This window comes from Streptomyces sp. PTL18 (assembly GCF_059510295.1).
Genome location: NZ_JCAJZO010000018.1, coordinates 120,408 through 146,121, shown reverse-complemented (window position 1 = coordinate 146,121; position 25,714 = coordinate 120,408). Strand labels below are relative to the sequence as shown.

The following is a 25,714-nucleotide window of genomic DNA, read 5'->3' as shown; positions in this document are numbered from 1 at the left end:
AGGAGAGATCAGCCGGAACGTGTCGTTGTGCCGGCCGCAGTCCGTGCCGCCGCGCCCGGTTCCGGGCCGCCCGCCGGGCTGTCCGCATCGCGGGAGCGGCGCTTGGCGATCACCGCGCAGACCATGAGCTGCATCTGGTGGAAGAGCATCAGCGGGAGCACGGCCAGGGAGGCCTGCGCGCCGAACAGGACGCTCGCCATGGGCAGCCCGGAGGCCAGCGACTTCTTCGACCCGGCGAACTGGATCGCGATCCGGTCCTCCCGGCCGAAGCCGAGGGCACGGCCGCCGTACCAGGTCAGCGTCAGCATCACGGCGAGCAGCGCGGCCTCGACGACGAGCAGGCCGCCGAGCCGGAGCGGGCTCACCTGGTGCCAGATGCCGCGTACCACGCCCTCGCTGAACGCGGTGTAGACGACCAGCAGGATCGAGCCGCGGTCGACGAGGCCGAGCACCTTCCTGTGCCGGGTGACGAATCCCCCGATCCAGCGCCGCAGCACCTGGCCCGCGAGGAACGGCACCAGCAGCTGCAGCACGATCTTGACCAGCGAGTCCGCGGCGAACCCGCCGCCGCTGCCGCCCAGCAGGGCCGCCGCGAGCAGCGGGGTGATGACGATGCCGGCGAGGGAGGAGAACGAGCCCGCGCAGATCGCGGCGGGCACGTTGCCGCGGGCGACCGAGGTGAACGCGATCGACGACTGGACGGTGGAGGGGACGAGGGTGAGGAAGAGCAGGCCGGTGTAGAGGTTGTGCGTCAGGAACACCGGCACCAGGCCCCGGAGCGCCAGACCCAGCAGCGGGAAGATCGCGAAGGTGCAGGCCAGCACGGTGGCGTGGAGCCGCCAGTGCCGCAGCCCCTCCACCGCCTCGTGGGTGGACAGCCGGGTCCCGTACAGGAAGAAGAGGAGGGCGATCGCGGCAGTGGAGGCACCGGAGGTGACGCCCGCGGCCGTGCCGCGCGCCGGTACCAGGGCGGCGAGCCCCACGGTCCCCAGCAGCAGGAGGATGTACGGGTCGACGGGCATCCGACGCGGCCATCGCAGGCGTTTCACAGTGCTCCACTACTTCGCTGTACGTACGGGGCAGGGGCACGGCCGTGCCCCCTCCATCCTCCTCTCCCGAGAGGTGATCGGGAATCCCGCACACCGCTCTGACTGTGATCGGGTTTCGCGATGGCCCGCGGTAGCCTTGACCCTGTGTACGACCCGTCCCACCTGCGTACGTTCCTGGCGGTGGCCCAGACGCTGAGCTTCACGCGGGCCGCCCGGCGCCTGGGGCTGCGCCAGTCCACGGTGAGCCAGCACGTGCGGCGGCTGGAGGACGCGACCGGGCGGCCGCTCTTCCTGCGGGACACGCACTCCGTGGAGCTGACCGAGGACGGCGAGGCGATGCTCGGCTTCGCGCGGCGGATTCTGGAGGTCCACGAGCAGGCGACGGCGTTCTTCACCGGGACCCGGCCGCGCGGCCGGCTGCGGTTCGGCGCCTCCGAGGACTTCGTGCTCACCCGGCTGCCGGAGATCCTCGAGGGCTTCCGGTACGAGCACCCCGAGGTGGACCTGGAGCTGACGGTCGAACTGTCGGGCACGCTGCACGAACGGCTGGCGGCGGGCCGGCTCGACCTGGTGCTGGCCAAGCGGCGCCCCGAGGACCCGCGCGGCGAACTGGTCCGCCACGACAGGCTGGTGTGGATCGGCGCGGAGCGGCTGCGCCTGGACCCCGACCGCCCGGTTCCGCTGATCGTCTACCCGCCGCCGGGCATCACCCGCGCCCGCGCCCTGGAGGCCCTGGAGGGTCAGGGCCGCGCCTGGCGCATCACGTGCACGAGCGGCAGCCTCAACGGCCTGATCGCGGCGGCCCGCGCGGGACTCGGCGTGATGGCCCACTCCCGCGACCTCGTCCCTCCGGGCCTCGTCCGGATCCCCGAGCGTGCGGGCCTGCCGGACCTGGGCGAGGTCGACTTCGTCCTGGTCCACCCGGAACGCCGGGGCCCGGCCCACGACGCCGCCCGGGCGCTGGCGTCGGCGATCCTGGCAGGCGGCGACCGGCTGCACCGGCGGTGACGGGGGCCGCCGTGCCGGTACCGGCGCGGCGGCCCCCGGGCCGAGTGACGGGATCGGCGCCACGGACGCTGAAGGAGACAGTGGTACCGCTGGGGTGACCGCCGGGGGCGGCGGTCGGCGGAAGGTACCGGCCACCGCCCCGCCCCTACTCGCCAGTAGGACGTGGGGGGCGGTAACCGCGCCGTACAGATTCCGTGGAGATTACGGAACCGGAACTTACGCCGCCGTAAGGGGTTCTGTCCGCCCCTTCCCCTTGTGCTCGCATTTTCCGTGGCTGACCTGTGCGTTTGTGAGGAGTTCCCGGCTTTTCCGCCTCTCCCGCCCGATCCCGTGGTGGGGTAGCTTTCACGGCGCTGTGCGGAGCGCCACCAGCGAGCCTGACCGGCTGGAGCGTCCCGCAGGCGTACCGAGGAGCCGGGAGCGGGGATTGCGCGAGTTCACCAACCCTCCGTCGGCGTCGGCGCCGCCGGTGGGCGGCCTGGCCGACGTCGTCTTCGAGTATGCCCGGGAAGATCCGCTCCGTGTCGCCCTCGGCCGCAAGGACGAGCAGGGCCGGTGGCGGGACGTGACCGCCGCGGAGTTCCGCGACGAGGTGCTGGCGCTCGCCAAGGGCCTGCTGGCCCAGGGCGTCCGCTTCGGCGACCGGGTCGCGATCATGTGCCGTACGCGCTACGAGTGGACGCTCTTCGACTTCGCGCTGTGGGCGATCGGCGCCCAGGTCGTCCCCGTCTACCCCACCTCGTCGGCCGAGCAGGTCTTCTGGATGCTGCACGACGCGGAAGTGGTGGCCGCGATGGTGGAGCAGGAGGACCACGCGATGACGGTCGCCACGGTCATCGACCGGCTGCCGCAACTGCGCCGGCTGTGGCAGCTCGACGTGGGCGCCGTGCAGGAGCTGTACGACGCGGGCGCGCACATCGAGGACGAGGTCGTGCACCGGCACCGGCAGGCGGTCACCCCGGAGACGGTGGCGACCGTGATCTACACCTCCGGCACCACCGGCCGGCCCAAGGGCTGTGTCCTCTCGCACGGCAACTTCATGTTCGAGGCCGACACGGTCATCCAGCGGTGGGAGCCGGTGTTCCACTCCAAACGGGGCGACGAGGCGGCGACCCTGCTGTTCCTGCCGCTGGCGCACGTCTTCGGGCGGATGGTCCAGGTGGCGGCCATCCGCGGCCGGGTCAAGTTCGGCCACCAGCCGCAGCTCAACGCGACGGCTCTGCTGCCCGATCTGGCCGCGTTCAGACCGACGTTCTTCCTCGCCGTGCCGTACATCTTCGAGAAGGTCTTCAACGCGGCCCGCCGCAAGGCGGAGAAGGAGGGCCGCTCGGGGCCGTTCGAGAAGGCGGTCGAGGTCGCCGTGAGATACGCGGACGCGCTCGAGGCGAAGGCGTGGGGCACCGGCCCCGGCCCGTCGGCGAGCCTGCGCATGCAGCACCAGTTCTTCGACAAGGTCGTGTACGCCAAGATCCGCGCCGCGATGGGCGGCCGGGTCCGGCACGCGATGTCCGGCGGCTCGGCGATGGACCGCCGGCTCGGACTGTTCTTCGCGGGCGCCGGCGTGCACATCTACGAGGGCTACGGACTGACGGAGTCGACGGCGGCGGCGACCGCGAACCCACCCGAGCGCACCCGCTACGGCACGGTCGGCCAGGCCATCCCCGGCACCACCGTGCACATCGCGGACGACGGCGAGATCTGGCTGCGCGGCGCCCATGTCTTCCAGGGCTACCTCAACAACCCCAAGGCCACCGACGAGACCCTGCACGACGGCTGGCTGGCCACCGGCGACCTGGGCTCCCTCGACGAGGACGGCTACCTCACCATCACGGGGCGCAAGAAGGAGATCCTGGTGACCTCCGGCGGCAAGAGCGTCTCACCCGGGCTGCTGGAGGAGCGCGTACGGGACCACCCGCTGGTCGCGCAGTGCATCGTCGTCGGCAACGACCGCCCCTACGTCGCCGCGCTCGTCACCCTGGACTCGGAGGCCGTCGAGCACTGGCTGCAGATGCAGGGCAAGCCGAAGCTGTCCCCGGCCCAGCTGGTGCGCGATCCGGATCTGGAGACGGAGGTGCGGCGCGCGGTGGTCGCCGCGAACACGCTGGTCTCCCAGGCGGAGTCGATCCGGACGTTCCGCATACTCGCCCACCAGTTCACCGAGGAGCACGGACTCCTCACCCCGTCGCTGAAGCTCAAGCGCAAGGCCATCGAGAACGCCTACGCGAACGAGGTGGAGGCGCTGTACAGGACCTGAGCCCGGCGCAGCCGGACGGTCGCCGCGGCCCGCGTCCGAGCCGGCGTGATCTTGGTCATTCCGTGGTTGCCGTCAGGGCTTCGCGGGGAACCCGCCGGTCAGGAATGCACGTAAGGTGGTGATCGTTGACGATAGGAGCACCACCCGACGACTGAAGGATCGAGAGCTCGTGAGCAGCAAGGTCCCCCCGATCATCCTGAACAACGGCATCGAGATGCCCCAGCTGGGCTTCGGTGTCTGGCAGGTGCCGGACGACGAGGCGGAAAGCGCGGTCACCACCGCACTGGAGGCCGGCTACCGCAGCATCGACACGGCGGCGATCTACGGCAACGAGGAGGGTGTCGGGAAGGCCGTCGCCGCGTCCGCCGTCCCGCGCGCGGACCTCTTCATCACCACCAAGCTCTGGAACAGCGACCAGGGGTACGAGGCCACGCTGCGCGCCTTCGACACGTCGTTGGAGAAGCTCGGCCTCGAGTACGTGGACCTGTACCTGATCCACTGGCCGCTGCCGTCCCGGGGCACGTTCGTCGAGACCTACAAGGCCTTCGAGAAGATCCACGCGGACGGCCGCGCCCGGGCGATCGGCGTCTCCAACTTCCTTCCGGAGCACCTTCGGACGCTGATCGACGCCACGTCCGTCATCCCGGCGGTCAACCAGATCGAGCTGCACCCGCATCTGCAGCAGCACGCGGCCCGCGAGTACCACGCGGAGCAGGGCATCGCGACCGAGGCCTGGTCGCCGCTCGGCCAGGGCAGGGGTCTCCTCGAGGTTCCGGCGATCGTGGCCATCGCGCAGAAGCACGGCCGCACCCCGGCCCAGATCGTGCTGCGCTGGCACCTCCAGCTCGGCAACATCGTGATTCCGAAGTCCGTGACCCCGGCGCGGATCAGGGAGAACATCGACGTCTTCGACTTCTCGCTGGACACCGAGGACATGGCGGCGATCAGCGCGCTGAACGAGGATCGTCGCCTCGGCCCGGACCCGGCGACGTTCGACATGGGCTGACGCCGCCCGTCGCCCCCGCACCGTCCGACGGCCCCGCCGCGTTCCGCGCGACCGGGGCCGTCGTCGTGGCGCCCGCCACCGGGTGCCCGGTCGCATCACCCGCGCCGGCCGATCGGTCGTACGACCACCGTGTCGGCGTCGGCGCCCGCCGGCTGCAGGATCGTCCAGACGATCGAGTCCGCGATCTGGTCGACGGTGCGGAGATGACCGCGCGGGAGCTGCCGTGGCTCTCCCGGAACGGCGTCTCGACGCGGCCGGGCGCGACCGGTGACGCCCACCCGGTGAACGCCGGGTAGTCCGTCACGTGGAGTGCTCCCCGGGTCGAGCCCGCACGGCCGTGTGCATGGTGTGCGCCTCCAGCACGAAGACATCGGGGCGGTGGTACAGACTCGCCTTGTCGTCCGGATCCAGGAGGCGGTCCAGAGTGGCGCGATCCGTTGTGTCCAGGGCGTCCGCGAGCTTGTCGCGACGGCGCTCGAACTCGGTGACGACACAGGCACGGGCCTCGTCGGAGAGCGGGGCGGGGAGGTCGAACAGGAAGGTGCGGGTCACCGGTGCGCGCAGCCCGACGGAGGTCATGAGTGCGGCCCAGTCCTCGGACTCCGACACCGCGTCGGGCAGTTCCGCGCGCATCGCGTTGAACCGCTCGGTCTCCACCGCGTCCAGCCGGGCCTCCAGCCCCGGGCGTCCGATGCCGATGTCACGGGGGAGCGAACGCGAGGGCAGACCGCCCTCCAGCAGGGCCAGGACCCCGCCGGGAGCGAGCCGATCGGCGAAAGCGGCGAGTGCGGCACGTTGGTCACCGAGGTGGTGCAGGCTGCGGCTCGCCCAGAGCAGGTCCGCCGGGTACTCCAACTCGGCGAGCGTACCCGGGAGTTCGCCGGTCAGGGTGCTGAAGCGGTCGGCCAGCCCCAGCCGGGCGGCTCGCATGCGGGCGCGTTCCAGCAACGGCTCGGACGCGTCGGCCGCCACCACCCGCGCGTCCGGGAAGGCCTGAGCGAGGACGCAGGCGACGGTTCCGGGCCCGCTGCCCGCGTCGACGATCAGCCCCGGCCGCGCAGCGCGCTCCCCCAGCCAGCCCGCGATCCGGCGGTACATGGGGGCGAGCAGTTCGGCCTGCGACTCCAGCAGTGGCGCCATCGCGGCCCAGTCGACGTCGGTGTGGTGACGGTGGTGGTCGTGCGCCATGGTGATCACCCTCTCTTCTCGGTTTCGCCAGCCTGCGCCGACGCACCGCGAGGGGGCCACTTCTGTTGCCGGTACGGCAAAAAAGAGGTGCGCCGCGGTCGGCGGGCCGCCGAAGGCCGCAGCACGCGGGCGCACTCGGCCAGCACGGCCCGTACGGCCTCGGGACCGTCCAGGAGATGCAGCAGCCGCACGCTGGTGACCGCGTCGAACGCCCCGTCCGCGAACGGCAGTCGGCGGCTGTCGGCGAGGACCACGGCGCCGGGCAGCCGGGCGGCGGCCCGGCACGCCATCCGGTACGCCAGGTCCACGCCCACGACCCGCAGCCCGGGCCGCGCGGCCGCGAGCCGCCGGGTGACGATGCCCGTGCCGCAGGCCACGTCGAGCAGTCGGCCGGCGTCCTCGGGTATCAGTCCGACCACGGCGTCGGCCGCCGCCGCGGCCCGGGGTTCGCCGCCGCGCAGCGCGTCGTACTCCGCGGCCTCCTCGTCGTAGTCCGGCACCCGTGCCGTCCGCTCAGTGCGCGCCGTGGCCGGGCGCCAGTTCCTCGACCCTGCGGGCCAGTTCGAAGTCGAGGTCGGTGACCGCGCCGCCCACGCTGTGCGTGTTCACCGTCAGGGAGACGGTGTTGTAGCCGAGGGTGAGGTCGGAGTGGTGGTCCAGCTCCTCCTGCACCCGGGCGATGTGCACGACCATCGCGGTCGCCGCGAAGTGGGAGCCGAGCCGGTAGGAGCGGGCGATCCGGTCGTCCTCGAGGGACCAGCCGGGCAGCTCCGCCAGCCGGTCCTCGATCTCCTTCTGCGACAGTGGTTCGACGGGCATGACCTGGCTCCTTCCGTACGACGTGACGCGGGGACGGCCCCACCCTGTCACATCCCCTCCGTGCGGCCCCGTACGCACGGCCGTGCCCTCCGAGCCGAGTGACACACGCCCTCAGCGTCGTACGCACTCCGCGGCGAAGTCGTCCGCCAGGACGGTGATCTCGGCCCGGCCCTCGACGTGTTCCAGCCACTCGTGCGGCAGTCCGTGGTCGCCGTGCAGGGCGCCGAGAAGGTTGCCGCAGATCGCGCCCGTGGAGTCGCTGTCGCCGGAGTGGTTGACGGACAGCAGCAGCGCGGCCCGGACGCCGGGCTCGGCCAGGGCGCAGTAGACGGCGATGGCCAGGGCCTCCTCGCCGATCCAGCCACCGCCGAGCGTCTCCACCTTCCCGGCGGTCGGCGAGCCCTCGGCGGCCAGGTCGAGGGCGCGCCGCAGGGCGGCGGTGGTCTCCTCGTGGCCGGGGTGACGGGCGAGCAGGCGCAGGGCGCGCAGCACCGCGCCCTCCAGGGAGTCGCCCTCCACCAGATGCGCGACGATCGCGGCGAAGGCGCCCGCGGAGTAGTAGCCGGTGGGGTGGCCGTGGGTGGTCTGGGCGCACAGCGCGGCCATCAGGAACGCGGTGCCGGCCGGTACCCGGGCGAGACCGAACGGCGCGGAGCGCATGACCGCGCCGCAGCCCTTGGAGTCGGAGTTGACCGGTCCGGGGCGGCCCAGCTCCGCGCCCGGGTCGGGCACGAAGTCCTGGGCGAGGCCGGAGAGGCAGGCGTTGCCGGGGGCGCGACGTGCGTACAGCCACTGCTGCGCGGCAAGGCCGACGGCGTCGGCGGGCGGGCCGGGCAGGCGCTGGGTGTCGAACCAGCGGCCGTACGCGTCCCGCACCAGCCGGGGCCAGCCGCCGCCGATGCCCTTGCGGCGTTCGCGCCCGTGCGCCTGCCGCAGGCCCTCCACCGTGAACAGGGTCATCTGCGTGTCGTCGGTGACGTGGCCCACGGTGCCCTGTCCGCCGGGTACGAGACCGGTGACGCCCCTCGCCCCGTGGGTGGCGCGGATGCGGTCCAGGGAGGAGAACTCGACGGGGTAGCCCAAGGCGTCGCCCACGGCGCCCCCGAGGAGCGACCCGCGCACCCGGGAGCGGTAGATCGCGGTCGCCTCCCAGGACGGGTTCAGCCGGTCGTACATGCACCACTCCTCGACTACGGTCCTCTGTATGACCATTGTCGCGTCCTCACCCGTCGCCTGCTCACCCGCCCCCGCCGAGCAGGGAATCGGCCCGCTGCTGCGCGGCTGGCGGGAGCGGCGGCGGGTCAGCCAGCTGGAGTTGGCGCTGCGGGCGGGCTCGTCGGCCCGGCACATCAGCTTCGTGGAGACGGGCCGGTCGCGGCCCAGCGAGGAGATGGTGCTGCGCCTCGCCGAGCATCTGGACGTGCCGGTGCGCGAACGCAACGCGCTGCTGCTGGCGGCGGGTTACGCCCCGCACTACCCGGAGACGCCGCTGGACGACCCGTCGATGGACGCGCTGCGGGCGGGTGTGGAGCGGCTGTTGCAGTGCTACGAGCCCTGTCCGGCGCTGGTGGTGGACGCGACGTACGAGGTGGTGGCGGCGAACCGCGGCATCGCGATGTTCCTGGAGGGCGTCCCGGACCGTCTGCTTTCCCCGCCGATGAACGCGATGCGTCTGACGCTGCATCCGCAGGGCCTGGCGCCGCGCATCCGCAACCTGGTGGAGTGGCGCGGCCACCTGCTCGCGCAGATGCAGCGCCAGATCGCGCTGCAGCGCTCGCCGGCTCTGCGCGCGCTGTACGAGGAGGTGGCGGCGTACCCGCTCCCGGAGCGGACCGACTCCGCATCCGGAGCGGGCGAGGAGGCCGAGGAGGTCCCGTACTTCGCGCTGCCGATGCGGATCGAACACGACGGCCGGGTGCTGTCCTTCGTGTCGTCCATCTCCACGTTCAACACGCCGATGGACGTGACGGTCGCGGAACTGGCCATCGAGACGTTCCTGCCGGCTGATCCGGCGACGGTGAAGTACCTCCGGTCACTCAGCTTCTGACGGCTCCCTTCCAGCGTCATCCGTACCGGCACCCGCACAGGAGCCCGACTCCGGCCACCCGGCGCTTGCGCACCGTGGAATCGCACCGGCGTTCCGCTCGAACATGCCACACTGCTCGCGTACCTCGGCGCGTAGGGGAGGCGTGGCGTGAGCGAGCGGCGGGCTGCGCCGACCGTCGGGCAGGTGGTGCTCGGGCGGCGGCTGCAGGAGTTGCGGGAGGCCGCCGGGCTGAAGCGCGAGGAGGCGGCGAGGGTGCTGCGCGTCGCGCCGGCGACCGTGCGGCGCATGGAGACCGCCGAGGTCGCGCTGAAGATCCCGTACGTGCAGGTGCTGCTGACGGCGTACGGCGTGGGCGAGGAGGAGATCGCCTCCTTCGTGCGGCTGGCCGAGGAGGCCAACGAGCCCGGCTGGTGGCAGCGGTACCACGACGTGCTGCCGGACTGGTTCAGCCTGCACGTCAGCCTGGAGGGCGCCGCCCGCATCATCCGGTCCTACGAGCCGCACTTCGTGCCCGGGCTGCTGCAGACCGAGGACTACGCGCGTGCCGTACTGGAGGCCGGGACGGTCGGTCAGGTCCGGCCCCAGGACATCGACCGGCATGTGGCGCTGCGGTTGGCCCGGCAGGAGCTGCTGACCCGGGACGACCCGCCCCACCTGTGGGTGATCATGGACGAGACGGTGCTGCGGCGCCCGGTCAGCATCCGCTCCAAGGTGATGCGCGACCAGCTCGACCGCCTCCTGGAGGCCTCCGAGAACCCGGCGATCACCCTGCAGGTGGCGGAGTACGCCTCCGGCCCGCACCCGGGGACGTACACGCCGTTCGTGCTCTTCCGCTTCGCGGAGCCGGAGCTGCCCGACATGGTGTACAGCGAGTACCTGACCGGCGCCCTCTACCTGGACTCACGCACCGAGGTGGCCCTGCACCTGGAGGTCCTGGACCACATGGCGGCGAGGGCGGCCTCCGTGCCGCGTACGCGGGAGATCCTGCGGGAGTACCGCGACAGGTTCTGACCGGCACCGCAGGGGCCGGCAGCCGTCACAGCGGTTCGTCCGCCCACATGTCCAGCAGGTCCGCGTCCGAGTCGGGCGATCTCCGCGCGGGTGTCCCGGTCACTCCGGGGAGCGCCTGTTCGGCCCAGATCACCTTGCCCTGCGGCGTGTACCGGGTGCCCCAGCGCTCGGTCATCCGCGACACCAGGAACAGGCCCCGGCCTCCCTCGTCGGTCGCCGCCGCGTAGCGCAGGTGCGGCGAGGTGCTGCTGCCGTCGGCCACCTCGCAGACCAGCGCCCTGTCGTCGTGGATCAGCCGTACGTGGATCGGCGGGGAGCCGTAGCGGATGGCGTTGGTGACGAGTTCGCTCAGGACGAGTTCCATGCCGAAGCCGAGTTCGGCCAGGTCCCACTCGTCGAGTTTGCGGGAGAGGGCGACGCGCATCCCGGCGACGGCGGACGGGTCGGGCGGGACGTCCCAGTCGGCGATCCGGTCGGCCGGCAGCGCCCGGGTGCGGGCGATGAGCAGGGCGACGTCGTCCCTGGGCCGCCCGGGCAGCAGCTGGTCCAGTACGGCCTGACAGCTCTCCTCGGGCGAGCGGCCGGGGTGACCGGCGAGCACGTCGCCCAGCAGCTCCATGCCGACGTCCAGGTCGCGGGTGCGGTCCTCGACGAGGCCGTCGGTGAACAGGACGATCTGGGTGCCCTCGGGGAGATCCAGCTCGGCCGTCTGGAAGGGCATGCTGCCCAGGCCGAGCGGCGGCCCGGGCGGCACGTCGGGGAAGGTGACGCCTCCGTCGGGGTGGACCAGCGCGGGTGCCAGGTGTCCGGCGCGTGCCATGGCCACGCGGCGCGTGACGGGGTCGTATATCGCGTAGAGGCAGGTGGCGCCCGCCACGCCCGCGGGCGTCTCGGTGCCCGCCTCGTCCTGGTCGATGCGGCCGACCAGGTCGTCGAGGTGGCTGAGCAGTTCGTCGGGCGGCAGGTCGAGGGCGGAGAAGTTGTGCACCGCGGTCCGCAGCCGTCCCATGGTCGCGGCGGCGTGCAGTCCGTGGCCGACCACGTCGCCGACGGCCAGCGCCACCCGGCTGCCCGGCAGCGGGATCACGTCGAACCAGTCTCCGCTCACGCCCGACTGGGCCGGCACGTAGCGGTAGCCGACGTCGAGGGCGCTCTGCTCGGGCAGGGCCCTCGGCAGCAGGCTGCGTTGCAGGGTGACCGCCAGGGTGTGCTCGCGGGTGTAACGGCGGGCGTTGTCGATGCTGACCGCGGCACGGGCCACCAGCTCCTCGGCCAGCGACAGGTCCTCCTCGTCGAAGGGCTTCTGCTGGGTGGAGCGCCAGAAGTTGGCCATGCCGAGGACGACACCGCGGGCCTGGATCGGGGCGGCGATGAGGGAGTGGATGCCGTAGTCCACGACCTCCTTGGTGCGCTCCGGATCCTGCGTGTGCCAGTCCGTGGCGGTCGCCAGGTCGGTCACCAGCTCGGCGCGGCCGGTGCCGTAGCCGCGCGCCTGGGGCGTGGAGGGCACGAAGTCGAACAGCCGGCCCCTCTCGTAGAGGGGGTGGTCGTCGCGGACGCCGCGCACGGCGGTGCGCCGCATGTCCGTGGCCGTGAGGCCGGGTTCCTCGCCGTGCAGCACGGCGTCGGCCAGGTCCACGGTGACGAAGTCGGCGAAGCGGGGGACGGCGACCTGGGCCAGCTCGTCGGCGGTGCGGACCACGTCGAGCGTGGTGCCGACGCCCAGTCCGGCGTCGTAGAGCAGCTTCAGCCGCTCCCGCGCGACCTCCGCCCTGCCGGACACCGCCTGCAGCTCGGTGGAGTCGCGCAGGGTCACCACCGTGCCCTTGGGACCTCCGGCACGGTCCGTGGGCCGCTGGTTGACCGCCAGCAGGCGTTCCCCGGCGAAGACCACCTCGTCGGTCGCCTCGCGCCCGGAGAGGAGCAGCGCCATCGTCGCGGGTTCGAGGGCGGCCAGCTCGGACACGTGCCGTCCCTCGGCGTCCAGGGGCAGGGTCAGAAGCCGCCTGGCCTCGTCGTTGGCGAGCAGCAGCCGACCGTCGCCGCCGATGATGAGGACCCCTTCGCGCACCGAGTGCAGCACCGCGTCATGGTGCTCGTACATGCGGGTCATCTCGTCGGGGGCCAGGCTGTGGGTCTGCCGTCGCAGCCGCCTGCCGACCAGTGCCGTGCCGCCGGTGGACACCAGGAGCGCGCCGGCCCCGGCGCCGAAAATGATCGGGAGCTGCCGGTTCACCTCGTTGGTCACGTTCTTGACCTTCAGGCCGGCGGAGACGAGGGCCACCACCTTGCCGTCGGGCTTCTCGATGGGAACGGTGGCCTGTTCCTCGTGACCGAGCGGGCCGTGGACGGTCTCGGTGTAGACCTTCCCCTTCAGCGAGGGGCCGATCGTGCCGACGAACCGCTTGCCGATGCGGCTGGGCAGGGGGTGGGTGTAGCGGATGCCCTTGGTGTCCATGACCACGATGAAGTCCACGCCGGCGGCCTTGCGTCCGGCCTCGGTGAGCGGCTGGAGCACTTTCGTGGGGTCGGGGGCCTGCAGCGCCTTCAGGACGCCGGGAGAGTGCGCGAAGGTCTGTGCGACGGCTATCGAACGGCGCCTGGCCTCAGCGCTGGTGTCCCGCTTCGACTGCAGGACGAGGGCGACCACGGCGCAGACGACGAGCAGCACGACCAGCGCCACCTGCAGGACGAAAACCTGCCCGGCGACGCTTCGTGGACTTCTGCCGATCAAGGACCGCATCGGTATGCGCCGAAATCGAGCGTTTCCGCTCGCCATGCGACATTTCTAGCACAGGCTTCCGCGCGGCCCGCCGGAGCGGCAGGTTCACGCCAGATCCTACGCCGCCGTCCAGAGGCTCCGCGGCCCGGCCGCAGCGCGCCCGGCGCCCCCGCAGGACCGCGCTCACCTGCGGAAATCCCAGTGCACCGGTCGATCTTCCGGGCTGTCGGCCCTCGTCGGATCGCCCCTGGCTCCACGCGAAATCCCCACATCGGTCCATCATGCTCCGGACCCGCGGGGTCCCGGGCTGCTACAAACACCGCATGACGACCGTACCGGAGGCGGCGCCCACCCGCATCGACACCAGCCGACCCCATCCCGCACGGGTGTACGACTGGTGGCTGGGCGGCAAGGACAACTACCCGGTGGACGAGGAACTGGGCCGGAAGATCCTCGACGCGGACCCGGCCGTACGGCGCGGGGCGCGGGCCAACCGCCGGTTCATGCACCGGGCGACGCGGACGCTGGCCCAGGCGGGCATGCGGCAGTTCCTCGACATCGGGACGGGCATCCCGACCGAGCCCAACCTCCACCAGGTCGCGCAGGCGGTCGCGCCCGAGGCGCGGGTGGTGTACGTCGACAACGACCCGATCGTGCTGCGGCACGCCGAGGCACTGCTGCGCGGGACGGTGGAGGGCCGCACGGACTACCTTCACGCCGACGTCCGGGACCCGGACGCCGTCCTGACCCGGGCCGCCGGTTTCCTGGACCTCGCCCAGCCGGTCACGCTGTCGCTGGTGGCACTCACGCACTACCTCGACGACGAGGTGTACGGGCTGCTGAAGCACTACACCGACGCGCTCGCCCCCGGCAGCCACCTGGTCGTGTCGCAGGTGACCCCCGACCTCAACGCCGAGGCGGTGGAGAAGGCCGCCGCCCTGTTCCGCCACAGCGGCACACCGTTCTTCCCGCGTTCGGTCACCGAGTTCGCCCGCTTCTTCGACGGCCTGGACCTGCTGGGCCCCGGCATCATCCCGGTCTCGGGCTGGCGCCCGGACCCGGAGGACGTGACGGCCCAGGAGGAGGGCATCGTCCCGGTGTACGCCGGAGTGGCCCGCAAGCCCTGACACCCGCCGCCCGTCCCGGCCGTCCCCACCGGACAGGCACCCCGCGCCCGCCGCCGGCGCCGCTCCGCCGTGCCCGCCCGAACCGTGCCCGGCGGCGAGCGCGGGCTCAGGCCGCGCCCCCCTTGGTGTCCCTGTCCTCGTCGACGACCTCCGCGTCCACCACACCCTCTTCCTCCCGCGGTGCCGTGTGCTGCCGAGCGTCGTCAGGGGACGTCTGCTGGGACTGGGCGTACATCGCCTGGCCCATCCTCTGGCCGACCGTGGCGAGCTTGTCCACGCCGCCCCGAAGGGCCGTCGTGTCGGCGCCCTCCTTGAGCAGGTCCTTCAGTTCGGTCACCGCCGCCGTCACCTCGCCCTTGGTGTCCGCGGGCACCCGCTCGTCGTTCTCCCGCAGGAACTTCTCGGTCTGGTGGACGAGCTGCTCCGCCTGGTTGCGCGTCTCCGCCGCCTCCCGGCGCCTGCGGTCCTCCTCGGCGTACTCCTCCGCGTCCCGCATCATCCGGTCGATCTCGTCCTTGGGCAACGCCGAGCCGCCGGTCACCGTCATCTTCTGTTCGCGGCCCGTCGCCAGGTCCTTCGCGGAGACGTGCATGATCCCGTCGGCGTCGATGTCGAAGGTCACCTCGATCTGCGGCACCCCGCGCGGCGCGGGCGGCAACCCGGTCAGGTCGAAGACACCGAGCTTCTTGTTGTACGCGGCGATCTCCCGTTCGCCCTGGTAGACCTGGATGCCGACCGACGGCTGGTTGTCCTCGGCAGTGGAGAAGATCTCCGAACGCCGCGTCGGAATGGTCGTGTTGCGTTCGATCAGCTTGGTCATGATGCCGCCCTTGGTCTCGATGCCGAGGGACAGCGGGGTCACGTCGAGCAGCAGCACGTCCTTGACGTCGCCGCGCAGGACACCGGCCTGGAGGGCCGCGCCGACCGCCACGACCTCGTCCGGGTTGACGCCCTTGTGCGGGTCCTTGCCGGTGAGTTCCCGCACCAGGTCGGTGACCGCGGGCATCCGGGTGGAGCCGCCGACGAGGATCACATGGTCGATCGCGGACAGCTCCACGCCCGCATCCCGGACCGCCTGGTGGAAGGGCGCCCGGCAACGATCCAGGAGGTCGGCCGTCAGCTCCTGGAACCGGGCGCGGGTCAGCCTCTCCTCCAGGTGCAGCGGCCCCTCGGCGGAGGCGGTGATGTACGGCAGGTTGACGGTCGTCTCGGTGGAGGCGGACAGCTCGATCTTGGCCTTCTCCGCCGCCTCCCGCAGCCGCTGCAGCGCCATCTTGTCGGCGCCGAGATCGATGCCGTACTGGCCCTTGAACCGCTTCACCAGGTGGTCCACGACCCGCTGGTCCCAGTCGTCACCGCCGAGGTGGGTGTCACCGTTGGTGGCCTTGACCTCGATCACTCCGTCGCCGATCTCCAGCAGCGAGACGTCGAAAGTGCCACCGCCGAGGTCGAAGACGAGGACGGTCTGCTCCTCGCCGCGGTCGAGGCCGTAGGCGAGGGCCGCCGCCGTCGGCTCGTTGATGATCCGCAGGACCTTCAGCCCCGCGATCTCCCCGGCCTCCTTGGTGGCCTGCCGCTGGGCGTCGTCGAAGTACGCGGGCACGGTGATCACGGCGTCGGTGACGTCCTCGCCCAGATACGCCTCGGCGTCCCGCCTCAGCTTCTGCAGGACGCGCGCGGACAGCTCCTGGGCCCGGAAGCGGGTGCCGTCCACGGATCCCTGCTCCGGGAAACGCCAGTGCGCGTCGCCCATGTGCCGCTTGACCGAGCGCGCGGTGCGCTCGACGTTCGTCACGGCCTGCCGCTTGGCCACCTCGCCGACCAGTACCTCGCCGTTCTTGGCGAAGGCCACGACCGACGGCGTTGTCCGCGCACCCTCGGCGTTGCTGATGACGGTGGGCTCACCGCCTTCCAGCACGGCCACCACCGAGTTCGTCGTCCCCAGATCGATCCCGACCGCGCGTGTCATCGCCGTCCCCTTCCGCACGGGCGCCTTCCCCGACCCCATCACAAAACTTGAGTGACCCCTTGTCAAGGTGCACGACCCGGGGGCCCCGACGCGAGGCCGAGTACCCGGAAAACGGCGGTGCCGCGCCCCCTCGGCGGGAAGCGCGGCACCTTCGCGAACACGAGGGTCAGGCGAGCTTGGCGTCCAGCGTGATCGTCGTACCGGTCAGGGCCTGGCTGACCGGGCAGTTCTTCTTGGCGTCCTCGGCGGCGGCGACGAACGCGTCGTTGTCGATACCGGGGACGGTGCCCTCGACGGTCAGGTGGATGCCCGTGATGCCCTCACCCGGCTGGAAGGTGACGTCGGCCTTCGTCTCGAGCTTGGTGGGCGGGGTGCCGGCGCCGGTCAGGCCGTGCGACAGCGCCATGGAGAAGCAGCTGGAGTGGGCGGCGGCGATCAGCTCCTCGGGGCTGGTCCTTCCGTTCGCCTGCTCGGCCCGCGACGGCCACGACACCGGCTGCTGGCCGATGCCGGAGGAGTCGAAGGTGACGACGCCGTTGCCCTCGAGCAGGTTGCCTTCCCAGACGGTGTGAGCGGTGCGCGTGGTTGCCACGGTTCTTCCTTCTTTTCGATGGGGGTCCCGTTGCCGGGGTTCCGTCGCTCCCATCCGATCACACCCGGCCCCCGCGGACCCGGTTTCCCTCCGCGTCGGCCTCCGGTTCGTCGTCAGGCGGCGCGTTCGTCCTCCTCCTCGGAGAGGGGCAGTGGTACTTGGGGGCCGTCCCACTCGCGCAGCCAGCGACGGAAGACCTGGTGGACCTGCTCGGCGCCGACGAGTTCGGCGCCCTCCTCCGCCGGGGCGGACAGTCCCACCGGCCACAGCAGGAAGGGCCGGCCCTGGGCGCCGCCGAGCCCGCCGTGGGAGCCGATCTGCTCCTCGAACGCCAGGACTTCGCCCTCGACCGGGTCGTACCAGGAGTTGACCATGATGTCGGCGGCGTGCGGGAAGGAGTGCGTGCGCCGCACGGCGTCGGCGGCACCCGCCCCGAAGCCCGTGAGCGGACCCGTCTCGTCGGCGAGGCGGTCCACCGGGATCTCGGCGCCGAACGCGCCGAGCACCACCCCTCCGTGCTCCTCGCTGCGGACGAGGACGAACCCGATGCCGGGATGGTCGGCGAGCGTGGACAGCAGCGCGGGGTGGCGGCGGTCGATCTCCTCCTTGCTCATCCGGTGCGGCACGTCGGGGAAGGAGACGAGGCCGAGATTGCCGGAGGCGAGCACGATCGGCTCCGAGTGGCGGCGGGAGGCCCGCTTGTGCTCGCCGTCCTCCTCGACCGGCCTGCGCAGCGCGGCCCGTACGGCGGCGCGCGCCTCCGCCCCACTGTGGGTGCGCCCGACCTTGCGCGGCACGTTCAGACCGCAGCCGGCGCGCACCAGATCGGCGAGGCCGAGCCCGTACCGGGTCCGGAAGGTCTCGCCGGGGCTCTGCCCGTGGTCGGACAGGACGACGATCCGGTACGGACGCGGCGCGTGCTCGGCGACCTGGGCGAGCAGCGCGAGGGACCGGTCGAGCCGGTGCAGGACCTTCTCGGCGTCACGGCTGTGCGGCCCCGAGTGGTGGGCCACCTCGTCGTAGGCCACCAGGTCGGCGTAGATCGCGCTGCGCCCGGCGAGCATGTCGCCGATCACCGCGGCGACGACCACGTCCCGTTCGACGACGGTGGCGAAGGCGCGGACGAAGGGGTACAGACCGCCGCGGCCGACCCTCGGCCGCTGTCGCCTCAACCGGGCCCGGGTGGACTGGCCGATCTCGCGGGCGACCTCGGCGGCGAACGACATGGCGGTGCGTACCGCGTTCGCGGGATCGCTGAAGTACGCGAAGTAGCCGGCGCGGGAGCGGTTCTCCCTGCCCCGCCGGGCGGAGACGGACAGGACCAGGGCGAGCTGGTCGGCGCCGCCGCTGAACAGGTTGCCGCGGCTCGCGCCGTCGACGGTGAGCAGGCCGCCGTCGCCGGTCCGCTCGACGGCGCGGCGCTGGAGTTCCGCGGCGCTCGTCGGACGGTTGCACACGACGATCTCGCGGGTCTCCTTCTCGTACCAGCGGAAGGCCGGGACGTCGTGGTTGGAGCCGTGCAGGATGCCGAGCTGGCTGGCGCCGGTCTGGCTGGACCAGTCGGTGCGCCATGCGGTGAGCCGGTGGGTCGGGCCGCGGCCGTCGCGCGGGGCGAGCCAGGAGGCGACGGTCGGCATGAGTCCCTTGCCGACGGCCGCACGCAGCACGTCGTGTCCGAGGCCGTCGAGCTGGACGAAGACCGTGCCGGGGGTGACCTGGCCGCAGCGTCCGTCGGCGCGGCTGCGGTCGGCGAGCCGGTGGAGCCTTCTGCGGTACGCGTCGTCGTCCCGTACGGCGAGGGCGGCACCGGTGGCCGAGGCGACGGCCGACATCGCGGCGGCGACCACCACAGCGGTCTCGGGGGCGGCCTCCGCGTCGCCGGAGGGGGTGACGCGGAGGGCGACGAGCAGGAGGGAGCCGTTGAGGAAGAAGACGAGCAGGCCGAGGACGAGGGCGGGGACCAGCAGCAGGAGCCGCACCAGCAGCGGCCACACCAGGGAGGACAGCAGACCGAAGACCCCGGCACCGGCGGCGGCCGTGACGGCTATACGGGTCGCGCTGTCACCCCCGGGGGACTCCAGCCGGAAGTCGGGCAGGACGGCGGCGAGCAGGAGCAGGGTGGCGGTGGAGGCGGCCCACACGGCGACGCTGCGCCCCGCACCGCTGAGCACCCTCCGCCAACGCCCGTGCCCCACGCCCCGCTCACCTCATGTCACGGTCCTGCGGCCCCATGGCCCTCTCGGATCCGCCCCACCTTGTCACAGCACGCGGACCCCCCGGTCAGCGGCCGTCGTAACCCGCCGTCGGCAGCGACAGGCGACGGTGGACGCGGGCCTTCATCCGGGCGTCGTACGACGGTTCCGCGCGGCCGACCGTCTCGACGCGGACGCCTCGCCGGGCGCACTCCGCGGTGAACTCGTCCACCGAGGTCAGGGCCCGCTCCAGGACGCGGCGGCTGGGGGCGACGAACAGGTCGACCAGACCCGCCTCCACGTCCGTCCACAGCGCGCGGTGGTCGGGGCGCAGGCCACGGACGAGGAGTTCCCGCGTCACCACGTATCCCTGCTCCGCCGCCCAGCGCGCGCACATCGCGTGCTGGCTGCGGGAGTCGACGAGGAAGGGGTCCGCGTCCAGTTCCTCGAGCGGCGTCAGGCTGGCGATCGCCGTGACCCGGACCGTGCCCGGCCGGTCGCAGGCGTCGCGCGCGCCGGCGGTGCCGTGCGCCTCTCCCATGGGCTCCCCCCTCACCTCAGGGTTTCGCCGCAGACCCTACCCCTGCCCGTAGGCTCGGGGGGAGTCACGCGAAGGAGGCAACGGAGTGCCGGTGGAGGTCACCTGGTGGGGTCACGCCACCTGCACGGTCGAGGACTCCGGCGTACGGGTGCTCACCGACCCCCTGTTCGCGCGCCGCCTCGCGCATCTGCGGCGGCGCCGCGGTGCCCCGCCGCCGCCCCAGGCCGCGGTCGCGGACGTGACGCTGGTGTCGCATCTGCACGCCGACCACCTGCATGTGCCGTCGCTGGCCCGGCTGGCCCCGGGCACCCGGGTGCTGGTGCCGCGCGGCGCCGCGGCCCAGGTGCCGGGGCTGCGCAGGCTGGGCCGTCTGCGGCTCACGGAGGTGGTGCCCGGGGACCGGGTGCGGGTCGGTGACCTGGTCGTACGGGTGGTGCCCGCACGGCATGACGGGCGCCGGCTGCCGCTCGGGCCGCACCGCTCCCCCGCCCTCGGGTTCGTCGTCGAGGGGGTCGCGCGGACGTACTTCGCCGGCGACACCGCTCTGTTCCCGTCGATGGCCGAGGAGGTCGGGCCGGTCGACGTGGCGCTCCTGCCGGTCGGCGGCTGGGGGCCGTACCTCGGCGAGGGGCACCTGGACGCGGGGCGGGCGGCGCGGGCACTGGCCCGGCTGACGCCGCGCAGCGCGGTGCCGGTGCACCACGGCACGTACTGGCCGATCGGAATGGACGCCGTGCGCCCCCACGAATTCCACGCACCCGGCGCCGAGTTCGCCCGCCTCGCCGCCCGGTACGCCCCGGACGTCGAGGTGCACCTGCTGTCCCACGGTGAGAGCGCCCGCCTGGAGGCCGCCCGGTGATGCATCTCGCCGCCACGACCACCCTCGTGCCCACGGAGTCCACCCAGCAGGCCGTCGGCTACCCGTCGTTGTTCCTGCTGGTGCTGATCGGGGCGCTGGTGCCGGTGGTGCCGACAGGGGCGCTGGTCAGTTCCGCGGCGGTCGTGGCCTTCCACCGGACCGCGCCCCTCTCCCTGGCGATGGTCTTCGTCGTCGCCGCGCTCGCGGCCTTCCTCGGGGACATCGCACTGTACTGGCTCGGGCGGCGCGGCATGCGGTCCGAGAACGGTTCCCGCTGGTTGGAGAACCTCCGCGGCCGCGCACCCGAGGACCGGCTCACCCAGGCCCAGGAGAAGCTGAACGAGCACGGGACCGCGGTGCTCACCCTCTCCCGGCTGGTCCCGGCGGGCCGTGTCCCGGTGATGCTCGCCTGCCTGCTGGCCCGTATGCCGTTGCGGGAGTTCGCCCGTGGCGACGCGCCGGCCTGTCTCGCCTGGACGGTGACGTACCAGCTGATCGGCATCCTGGGCGGCTCGCTCTTCCCGGAGCCGTGGGAGGGTGTGGTGGCGGCGGTCGTGCTGACGGTCGTGATCAGCGCGGCACCCGGTCTGTGGCGCCGGATGCGCAGGGCCGCCACCTCGTGAGTCCCGGGTTCCGGGTCACTCCAGCACCCGTGACGCCCCCACCGGCAGGTCCCACAGGTCCTCGCGGGGCAGCCCGGTCTTCGCCCAGGCCGCCCGCACCCGGGTCAGCGGTTCGAGGACCGGTTCCGCCGACAGCACGAACGTGGCCCAGTGCATCGGCGCCATCCGCCGTGCGCCCAGGTCGAGCGTCGCCCGGACCGCCTCCTCCGGATCGCAGTGGACGTCGCTGAGCCACCAGCGCGGGTCGTAGGCGCCGATCGGCATGAGGGCCAGGTCGATCCCCGGATGGCGTTGCCCGATCCGCTGGAACCAGTGCCCGTACCCGGTGTCGCCCGCGAAGTACACCCGGTGTCCGTCGGGCGCCGTCAGCACCCAGCCGCCCCACAGCGAACGGCAGGTGTCGGTCAGGGTGCGCTTGGACCAGTGGTGGGCGGGCACGAAGTCGAACCGGACGCCCTTGACCTCGGCGGCCTCCCACCAGTCCAGCTCGGTCACGCAGGTGAACCGCCGGCGGCGGAACCACGCGGCGAGCCCGGCCGGTACCAGCAGCGGCGTGTCGCGCGGGAGGCGGCGCAGGGTCGGGGCGTCGAGGTGGTCGTAGTGGTTGTGGCTGATGACGACCGCGTCGACGTGCGGCAGGGCGTCCCAGCCGATGCCGACGGGCGTGATCCGGGCGGGTGTGCCGAGGATGCGCCGGGACCAGACGGGGTCGGTGAGGACCGTCAGCCCGCCGATCCGCACCACCCAACTGGCGTGGCCGGCCCAGGAGACGGCGACCGTGCGCGCATCGACCCGCGGCAGCGGACCCGGCTCATAGGGCAGCAGGGGAATGTCCTTCAGGCCCTCCGGGCCGGGCCGCACCGCGCCCTCGCGGGCGAAGCGGGCGAACGCTCCCAGGCCGGGCAGGGGCGCGGTCAGCCGGTCCGTGAAGGAGCGCGGCCAGATACGGCGCTCGCCGAGGGGGCGGGGCGCTGCGAGCGGCGCGACCAGCTGCGCGCGGTCCCGGCTCAGCACAGGAGTGGGCGTGGGCTCACCGGTGTCCCGGTGTGCCGCAACAGTGCTCGTGGTCGACTCGGGCTGCTGCGTCATCGGGGAGGCTCCCATCGCTGAGCGTCGTCGCGGAGATCGTCGAGGACGGATCCCACATGGGTCAACGCGCGTTGTACGTGTGGCAGTTCCAGCGGCTCCGGTGAGGTGAGGCACTGCGCCCGTTCCCCGGCGGTCGCGCCCAGGAGGGGGCCGGTGGACAGACGGACGCGGAGCGCCGCGAGGTCGTCGCCGAAGCGGTGGCCGCCGGGCGCGGGCATGCCGAGCCGGGCGGTGAGGAGGTCCTCGAGTTCCTGTGCGTCGCCGACGCCGCGCGCGTCGAGCGCGGAGCGCAGCGGCTCCAGGTCGGCGTAGAGGTGGCGCCCGGCCTGCGGGGGCAGGGCGAGGGCGCCCGCCGCGACGACGGCCCGGCGCACGGCGTCGGCCACGCGCGCGTGCAGCGCGGTGCCGGCGGTGAGGCGCTGGGTGACGTCGGCGGGCTCGTCCAGGGCGTACGCGGCCGCGGCGGCGACCGGGTCCGCGATCCGGGCGCCGAGCGCGGTGAGCACGTCCAGGGCGCGGGCCCGCAGTCCGGCACCGTCGGCGGTGGCCGGGAAGCGGGCGACGGCCGCGGGCCAGCCCGGTGGCAGGAACGGCCCGGCGAGGTCGGTGACGACGGTGACCCGGTCCGGCAGCATCTCGGCGGGGCTGAGCAGCACGGTGTCGTGCGGCCGGTGCACGGTGTCGCGCCAGGTCTCGTCGCTGACCAGGTGCAGCCCCTCGCCGGCGGCGGCCTCGACGGTCTCGTGCACGAGTTCGGGCGGGGCGACGGTGGCGGTGGGGTCGTCGGCGACGGCGAGCACGAGCAGACGGGGGTCGCCACCCTCGGTGCGGATTCTGCGGACGGTCTCCAGGAGGGCGTACGGGTCGGGAACGCCGCCGCACTCCATGGGCGTCGGCACATGGAACACGGACCGTCCGAGCGCCCGTACCTGGGGCACCCACCACGCGGGGCAGGGGCGCGGCACGAGTACGTCGCCGCCGAGCGCGGCGGTGACGGCGACGAAGAGCGTGGGGGCGCCGGGGGCGGCGGCGACGTCGTCGGGCTCGGTGGGCAGTCCGCGCCGCGTGAAGTAGCCGCTGGCGGCGTCGAGGAGGGCAGGCGGTCCGGAGGGGCCGGAGGCGTCGTGGTCGGCGGCCTCGGCGAGCGCCGCGGACAGGCCCGGCAGGAGCGGCAGCCCCTGCTCGGGGAGGGGCGGCCCGAAGCGGACGGGGCCGTGCCCTTCCGGATCCGTCCGCCGCATGCGTGCCTCCGCGCAGTCCCTGGTGCCGTCGCCGGTCCGCCGTGTCCCGGCTCGCTCCACGCCCTCGACCCGCGGCCGCCGCCCGCTGCCGTACTCCTGCTCCTCTACGGTGTCGAAGACGCCCTCGGGCTCTGAGTACCCCGGGTCCGGGCCGGTCATGGGCGTGCGGCCGGGTTGCCCGGATCACAGGGTCAGGCGCTCGGCCCGCGGGCGCGGCTTCAGACGGGACCGGACCGCGCCCGCCCCCAGACCCGGTGGACCGCGGCACCGAGGGCGCCCGCGATCAGGAGGCCGCCGGCGACCAGGGCGGGCACGGAACCGGCGAAGGCACCGCCTTCACCGGCGTGCACACCGTGCTGGGCGCCGACCGGAGGCTGGGCCGCGCCCTGCTTCTCCTGGTCCTGCCGCTTGCCGGGGGCCTGCTTGTCCCGACCTTCGCCGTGCTGCCGCCCCGACGCCTGCGACTGACCATCTCCCTCCCTGCCCTGCCCGTCACCCTGCCTGCCCTGCCCGTAACCCTGCTGCCTACCGGACCCCTGCGACTGACCGTCACCCTCCCTGCCCTGCCCGTAACCCTGCTGCCTGCCGGACCCCTGCGACTGACCGTCACCCTGCCTGCCCTGTCCGTCACCCTGCTGCCGCCCCGACGCCTGCGACTGGCCGTCGCCCTGCTGCCGCCCCGACCCCTGCGACTGACCGTCACCCCGCCTGCCCTGACCGTCACCCTGCCTGCCCTGTCCGTAACCCTGCTGCCTACCGGACCCCTGCGACTGACCGTCACCCTGCTGCCTGCTCTGGTCATCACCTTGCGGCTTGGACTGGCCTTCTCCCTGCTTGGAGTGGCCGTCCTGCTGCTCTGACCGGCCCTCCCCCTGCTGCTGCGTCCGCCCCTCCTCGTGCCGTCTTCCGCCCGGTGGGTCGTCCCCGTCGCCGTGGTGACCGTGGCCCTCACGGCACACGGTGAACGAGACGGTCCACCGTCTTTCCCGGCCGCCGGGGCCACCGGGGCACCGTCCGAAGACGCCCCACTCCGCCTCGCGGCCGGCCATGCCGGCCACGGCGTCCACGCTCCCGCCGGCCGGGATGCGGGCCGTGCCGCTGTAGCGGGCGCCGCCCCGGCGTACGGTCCAGTCGCCGTCGTCACGGTCGACCCGGTGCAGCCGGACCCTGCCCCCCTCGAAGGCCTGAGAGGCGCCGTCGATGGCGTCCGGCAGACCGGCGCCGCCCCCTTCGCAGGACACCGACACGGTGACCGTGCCGCCGGGCGCGACGGAGCGCGGGGTGACGTCGGCGGACGAGTCGGCGGACGCGGACGGGGCGACGGCCCCCAGGGCGGCACCGGTCAGAGCGGCGGCGGACAGGACGCGGACACTGCTGCGCATGGGGCGGGCTCCTTCGGCCGGGTTCCTCCCATGACAGCCCGTCCGGCCGAGGCCCGCGCGCGGCCGTGCCCCATTCGCGCGACCGGCACCACCGTACGGGTGACGGCCGGCCGCGCGGCGGACGCGTCAGCCGGCCAGCGAGGCCAGCTCGCGCTCCAGGCCACGGCCCCGCTTGTCGACGACGACGGCGGCGACGTCGGAGAGTTTGCGGTTGGCACCCTGGGAGACGCGGCGCAGGACGTGGAAGGCCGTCTCGGCGTCGCACCCGAGGACGTGCATCACGATGCCGCACGCCTGGTCGACGACGGGCCGGGACCGCAGGGCGGCGCCGAGCTGGTCGAGTTCCGTGAGGACGGCACGGTAGGAGCGGTCGCGCACCAGGCAGCCCACGGCGAGGTCGCCGAGCACCCGGGCGGGGCCGTGCGCTGCGCCTTCCAGGGTCCCGGGCCGGAAGCTGTACAGGCTGAGCGTGACCGCCAGTCCGGACCGGCGGAAGGCGAGCGTGACGCTGGACCGTACGCCGGCGTCCAGGGCGAGGGCCCGGTACTCCGGCCATCGCTCGTCGTGCAGCAGGTCGCAGGCGTGGACCGGCTCCCCCGACTCCAGGGCCACGGGAATCGGCCCGTCGTCGCCGCGGAGCTGCGCCGTGACGAGCGGGACGAGATCGGGGTGGGTGACGGCGGCGGGCCGGTCCGTCCCGGCCTCGCCACCGCCTTCGACGACCGTGGTGCTGGCGCCGCAGCAGTCGGGGGTGCACCGCGCGGCCTGTTCGACGAGTTCCGACAGCCGGCGTCCCGGGAGGGCGGACTCCGGGGATTCGGCCGGCAGGCGGAAACGCCCCGGGTGGTACGCGAGTTGTGCGGTCTCCGGCATTCCTCACCTCCTCTTCGGGCGGCTGCCCGCACACTCCGGTGGGAAACGGCGACCGTGCCGACCTGGCTGGTTCCGTCTGCGCACCCTCGGCAGGCACCCCTGCGGCTCTCGGGCAGCCGCGC

Annotated in this window: 21 protein-coding genes and 2 pseudogenes; 8 read left to right on the top strand and 15 right to left on the bottom strand. The window is 73.1% G+C overall.

All coding sequences use genetic code 11. The features are described 5' to 3' along the window. Positions 1–8 precede the first annotated feature (8 nt). Positions 9–1,022: a bile acid:sodium symporter family protein gene (locus tag AC5WS8_RS28305; RefSeq protein WP_496106320.1), complete on the bottom strand. Its 1,014-nt coding sequence runs from the start codon at positions 1,020–1,022 to the stop codon at positions 9–11. A gap of 171 nt (positions 1,023–1,193) precedes the next feature. Between AC5WS8_RS28305 and AC5WS8_RS28300 the strand changes: the two genes are divergently transcribed. From AC5WS8_RS28300 to AC5WS8_RS28290, 3 genes are all read left to right on the top strand, one after another. Further along, the gene (locus AC5WS8_RS28300) at positions 1,194–2,057 is read left to right on the top strand and encodes a LysR substrate-binding domain-containing protein (protein ID WP_496106319.1); all 864 of its coding nucleotides are present in this window, start codon (positions 1,194–1,196) and stop codon (positions 2,055–2,057) included. Positions 2,058–2,484: 427 nt separating this feature from the next. Continuing rightward, positions 2,485–4,311, top strand: coding sequence for an AMP-dependent synthetase/ligase (locus AC5WS8_RS28295; protein WP_496106318.1), 1,827 nt, complete (start codon positions 2,485–2,487; stop codon positions 4,309–4,311). 169 nt (positions 4,312–4,480) lie between these two features. Next, positions 4,481–5,317 carry an aldo/keto reductase gene (locus AC5WS8_RS28290; RefSeq protein WP_496106317.1) on the top strand — a complete coding sequence of 279 codons (837 nt, stop codon included), beginning with the start codon at positions 4,481–4,483 and terminating at the stop codon, positions 5,315–5,317. Between the two features lie 95 nt (positions 5,318–5,412). On the opposite strand, the pseudogene AC5WS8_RS28285 reads toward AC5WS8_RS28290, so the two are convergent. The 5 genes and pseudogenes from AC5WS8_RS28285 to AC5WS8_RS28265 all read right to left on the bottom strand — a co-directional run. After that, a pseudogene (locus tag AC5WS8_RS28285) lies at positions 5,413–5,582 on the bottom strand (short-chain dehydrogenase); the annotation flags it as partial. 35 nt (positions 5,583–5,617) lie between these two features. Beyond that, complete coding sequence (locus AC5WS8_RS28280; RefSeq protein ID WP_496106316.1) at positions 5,618–6,505, bottom strand: class I SAM-dependent methyltransferase; 888 nt, start codon at positions 6,503–6,505, stop codon at positions 5,618–5,620. Between the two features lie 113 nt (positions 6,506–6,618). After that, positions 6,619–7,005 (bottom strand): annotated as a pseudogene (locus AC5WS8_RS28275) (class I SAM-dependent methyltransferase); the annotation flags it as partial. Positions 7,006–7,018: 13 nt separating this feature from the next. Beyond that, positions 7,019–7,324, bottom strand: a complete 306-nt coding sequence (locus tag AC5WS8_RS28270; RefSeq protein WP_496106315.1) for a 4a-hydroxytetrahydrobiopterin dehydratase — start codon at positions 7,322–7,324, stop codon at positions 7,019–7,021. A 111-nt stretch (positions 7,325–7,435) separates the two neighbouring features. Beyond that, entirely contained in the window at positions 7,436–8,500 is a 1,065-nt protein-coding gene (locus AC5WS8_RS28265; protein WP_496106314.1) for an ADP-ribosylglycohydrolase family protein, read from the bottom strand. A gap of 28 nt (positions 8,501–8,528) precedes the next feature. Here AC5WS8_RS28265 and AC5WS8_RS28260 point away from each other — a divergent pair, with 28 nt between their 5' ends. Both AC5WS8_RS28260 and AC5WS8_RS28255 read left to right on the top strand, forming a co-directional pair. Then, a complete protein-coding gene (locus AC5WS8_RS28260; protein WP_496106313.1) occupies positions 8,529–9,371 on the top strand; it encodes a helix-turn-helix domain-containing protein in 843 nt (280 codons plus the stop codon). A 147-nt stretch (positions 9,372–9,518) separates the two neighbouring features. Then, the gene (locus AC5WS8_RS28255) at positions 9,519–10,382 is read left to right on the top strand and encodes a Sco1979 family transcriptional regulator (protein WP_496106312.1); all 864 of its coding nucleotides are present in this window, start codon (positions 9,519–9,521) and stop codon (positions 10,380–10,382) included. A gap of 25 nt (positions 10,383–10,407) precedes the next feature. Here the strand turns inward: AC5WS8_RS28255 and AC5WS8_RS28250 are convergent, their stop codons facing one another. Then, positions 10,408–13,125, bottom strand: coding sequence for a SpoIIE family protein phosphatase (locus AC5WS8_RS28250; protein ID WP_496106311.1), 2,718 nt, complete (start codon positions 13,123–13,125; stop codon positions 10,408–10,410). A 302-nt stretch (positions 13,126–13,427) separates the two neighbouring features. Here AC5WS8_RS28250 and AC5WS8_RS28245 point away from each other — a divergent pair, with 302 nt between their 5' ends. Further along, on the top strand, positions 13,428–14,231 hold the full coding sequence (locus AC5WS8_RS28245) for an SAM-dependent methyltransferase (protein WP_496106310.1): 804 nt from the start codon (positions 13,428–13,430) through the stop codon (positions 14,229–14,231). Positions 14,232–14,337: 106 nt separating this feature from the next. On the opposite strand, the gene dnaK is transcribed toward AC5WS8_RS28245, so the two are convergent. The 4 genes from dnaK to AC5WS8_RS28225 form a co-directional block, all read right to left on the bottom strand. After that, complete coding sequence (gene dnaK, locus AC5WS8_RS28240; protein ID WP_496106309.1) at positions 14,338–16,200, bottom strand: molecular chaperone DnaK; 1,863 nt, start codon at positions 16,198–16,200, stop codon at positions 14,338–14,340. Positions 16,201–16,366: 166 nt separating this feature from the next. After that, a complete protein-coding gene (locus AC5WS8_RS28235) occupies positions 16,367–16,792 on the bottom strand; it encodes an OsmC family protein (RefSeq protein ID WP_496106308.1) in 426 nt (141 codons plus the stop codon). A 113-nt stretch (positions 16,793–16,905) separates the two neighbouring features. Then, positions 16,906–18,987 carry an alkaline phosphatase family protein gene (locus tag AC5WS8_RS28230; RefSeq protein ID WP_496106307.1) on the bottom strand — a complete coding sequence of 694 codons (2,082 nt, stop codon included), beginning with the start codon at positions 18,985–18,987 and terminating at the stop codon, positions 16,906–16,908. Positions 18,988–19,072: 85 nt separating this feature from the next. Next, positions 19,073–19,525: a hypothetical protein gene (locus AC5WS8_RS28225; RefSeq protein WP_496106306.1), complete on the bottom strand. Its 453-nt coding sequence runs from the start codon at positions 19,523–19,525 to the stop codon at positions 19,073–19,075. 85 nt (positions 19,526–19,610) lie between these two features. Here AC5WS8_RS28225 and AC5WS8_RS28220 point away from each other — a divergent pair, with 85 nt between their 5' ends. Further along, positions 19,611–20,384: an MBL fold metallo-hydrolase gene (locus AC5WS8_RS28220; RefSeq protein ID WP_496106305.1), complete on the top strand. Its 774-nt coding sequence runs from the start codon at positions 19,611–19,613 to the stop codon at positions 20,382–20,384. Continuing rightward, entirely contained in the window at positions 20,384–21,007 is a 624-nt protein-coding gene (locus AC5WS8_RS28215; protein ID WP_496106304.1) for a DedA family protein, read from the top strand. Before AC5WS8_RS28220 ends, AC5WS8_RS28215 begins: the two co-directional genes overlap by 1 nt. 15 nt (positions 21,008–21,022) lie before the next feature. On the opposite strand, the gene AC5WS8_RS28210 is transcribed toward AC5WS8_RS28215, so the two are convergent. The 4 genes from AC5WS8_RS28210 to AC5WS8_RS28195 all read right to left on the bottom strand — a co-directional run bounded on the left by AC5WS8_RS28210 (position 21,023) and on the right by AC5WS8_RS28195 (position 25,592). Further along, on the bottom strand, positions 21,023–22,096 hold the full coding sequence (locus AC5WS8_RS28210; RefSeq protein WP_496106303.1) for an MBL fold metallo-hydrolase: 1,074 nt from the start codon (positions 22,094–22,096) through the stop codon (positions 21,023–21,025). After that, positions 22,093–23,337 (bottom strand): aminotransferase class I/II-fold pyridoxal phosphate-dependent enzyme, encoded by a 1,245-nt coding sequence (locus AC5WS8_RS28205; RefSeq protein ID WP_496106337.1) that lies wholly within the window; start codon positions 23,335–23,337, stop codon positions 22,093–22,095. The genes AC5WS8_RS28210 and AC5WS8_RS28205 overlap by 4 nt, the downstream gene beginning before the upstream one ends. 218 nt (positions 23,338–23,555) lie before the next feature. Further along, entirely contained in the window at positions 23,556–24,719 is a 1,164-nt protein-coding gene (locus AC5WS8_RS28200; protein WP_496106302.1) for a hypothetical protein, read from the bottom strand. Positions 24,720–24,845: 126 nt separating this feature from the next. After that, a complete protein-coding gene (locus AC5WS8_RS28195) occupies positions 24,846–25,592 on the bottom strand; it encodes an ANTAR domain-containing response regulator (protein WP_496106301.1) in 747 nt (248 codons plus the stop codon). Between the last annotated feature and the right edge of the window lie 122 nt (positions 25,593–25,714).

Bases quoted from the DNA above. Each gene is read 5' to 3' on its own strand.
- AC5WS8_RS28305 (WP_496106320.1), bottom strand. From the start codon at position 1,022: ATGCCCGTCGACCCGTACATCCTCCTGCTGCTGGGGACCGTGGGGCTC.
- AC5WS8_RS28280 (WP_496106316.1), bottom strand. From the start codon at position 6,505: ATGGCGCACGACCACCACCGTCACCACACCGACGTCGACTGGGCCGCG.
- AC5WS8_RS28270 (WP_496106315.1), bottom strand. From the start codon at position 7,324: ATGCCCGTCGAACCACTGTCGCAGAAGGAGATCGAGGACCGGCTGGCG.
- AC5WS8_RS28265 (WP_496106314.1), bottom strand. From the start codon at position 8,500: ATGTACGACCGGCTGAACCCGTCCTGGGAGGCGACCGCGATCTACCGC.
- AC5WS8_RS28260 (WP_496106313.1), top strand. From the start codon at position 8,529: ATGACCATTGTCGCGTCCTCACCCGTCGCCTGCTCACCCGCCCCCGCC.
- AC5WS8_RS28250 (WP_496106311.1), bottom strand. From the start codon at position 13,125: ATGCGGTCCTTGATCGGCAGAAGTCCACGAAGCGTCGCCGGGCAGGTT.
- AC5WS8_RS28245 (WP_496106310.1), top strand. From the start codon at position 13,428: ATGACGACCGTACCGGAGGCGGCGCCCACCCGCATCGACACCAGCCGA.
- dnaK (WP_496106309.1), bottom strand. From the start codon at position 16,200: ATGACACGCGCGGTCGGGATCGATCTGGGGACGACGAACTCGGTGGTG.
- AC5WS8_RS28225 (WP_496106306.1), bottom strand. From the start codon at position 19,525: ATGGGAGAGGCGCACGGCACCGCCGGCGCGCGCGACGCCTGCGACCGG.
- AC5WS8_RS28215 (WP_496106304.1), top strand. From the start codon at position 20,384: ATGCATCTCGCCGCCACGACCACCCTCGTGCCCACGGAGTCCACCCAG.
- AC5WS8_RS28210 (WP_496106303.1), bottom strand. From the start codon at position 22,096: ATGACGCAGCAGCCCGAGTCGACCACGAGCACTGTTGCGGCACACCGG.
- AC5WS8_RS28205 (WP_496106337.1), bottom strand. From the start codon at position 23,337: ATGCGGCGGACGGATCCGGAAGGGCACGGCCCCGTCCGCTTCGGGCCG.
- AC5WS8_RS28200 (WP_496106302.1), bottom strand. From the start codon at position 24,719: ATGCGCAGCAGTGTCCGCGTCCTGTCCGCCGCCGCTCTGACCGGTGCC.
- AC5WS8_RS28195 (WP_496106301.1), bottom strand. From the start codon at position 25,592: ATGCCGGAGACCGCACAACTCGCGTACCACCCGGGGCGTTTCCGCCTG.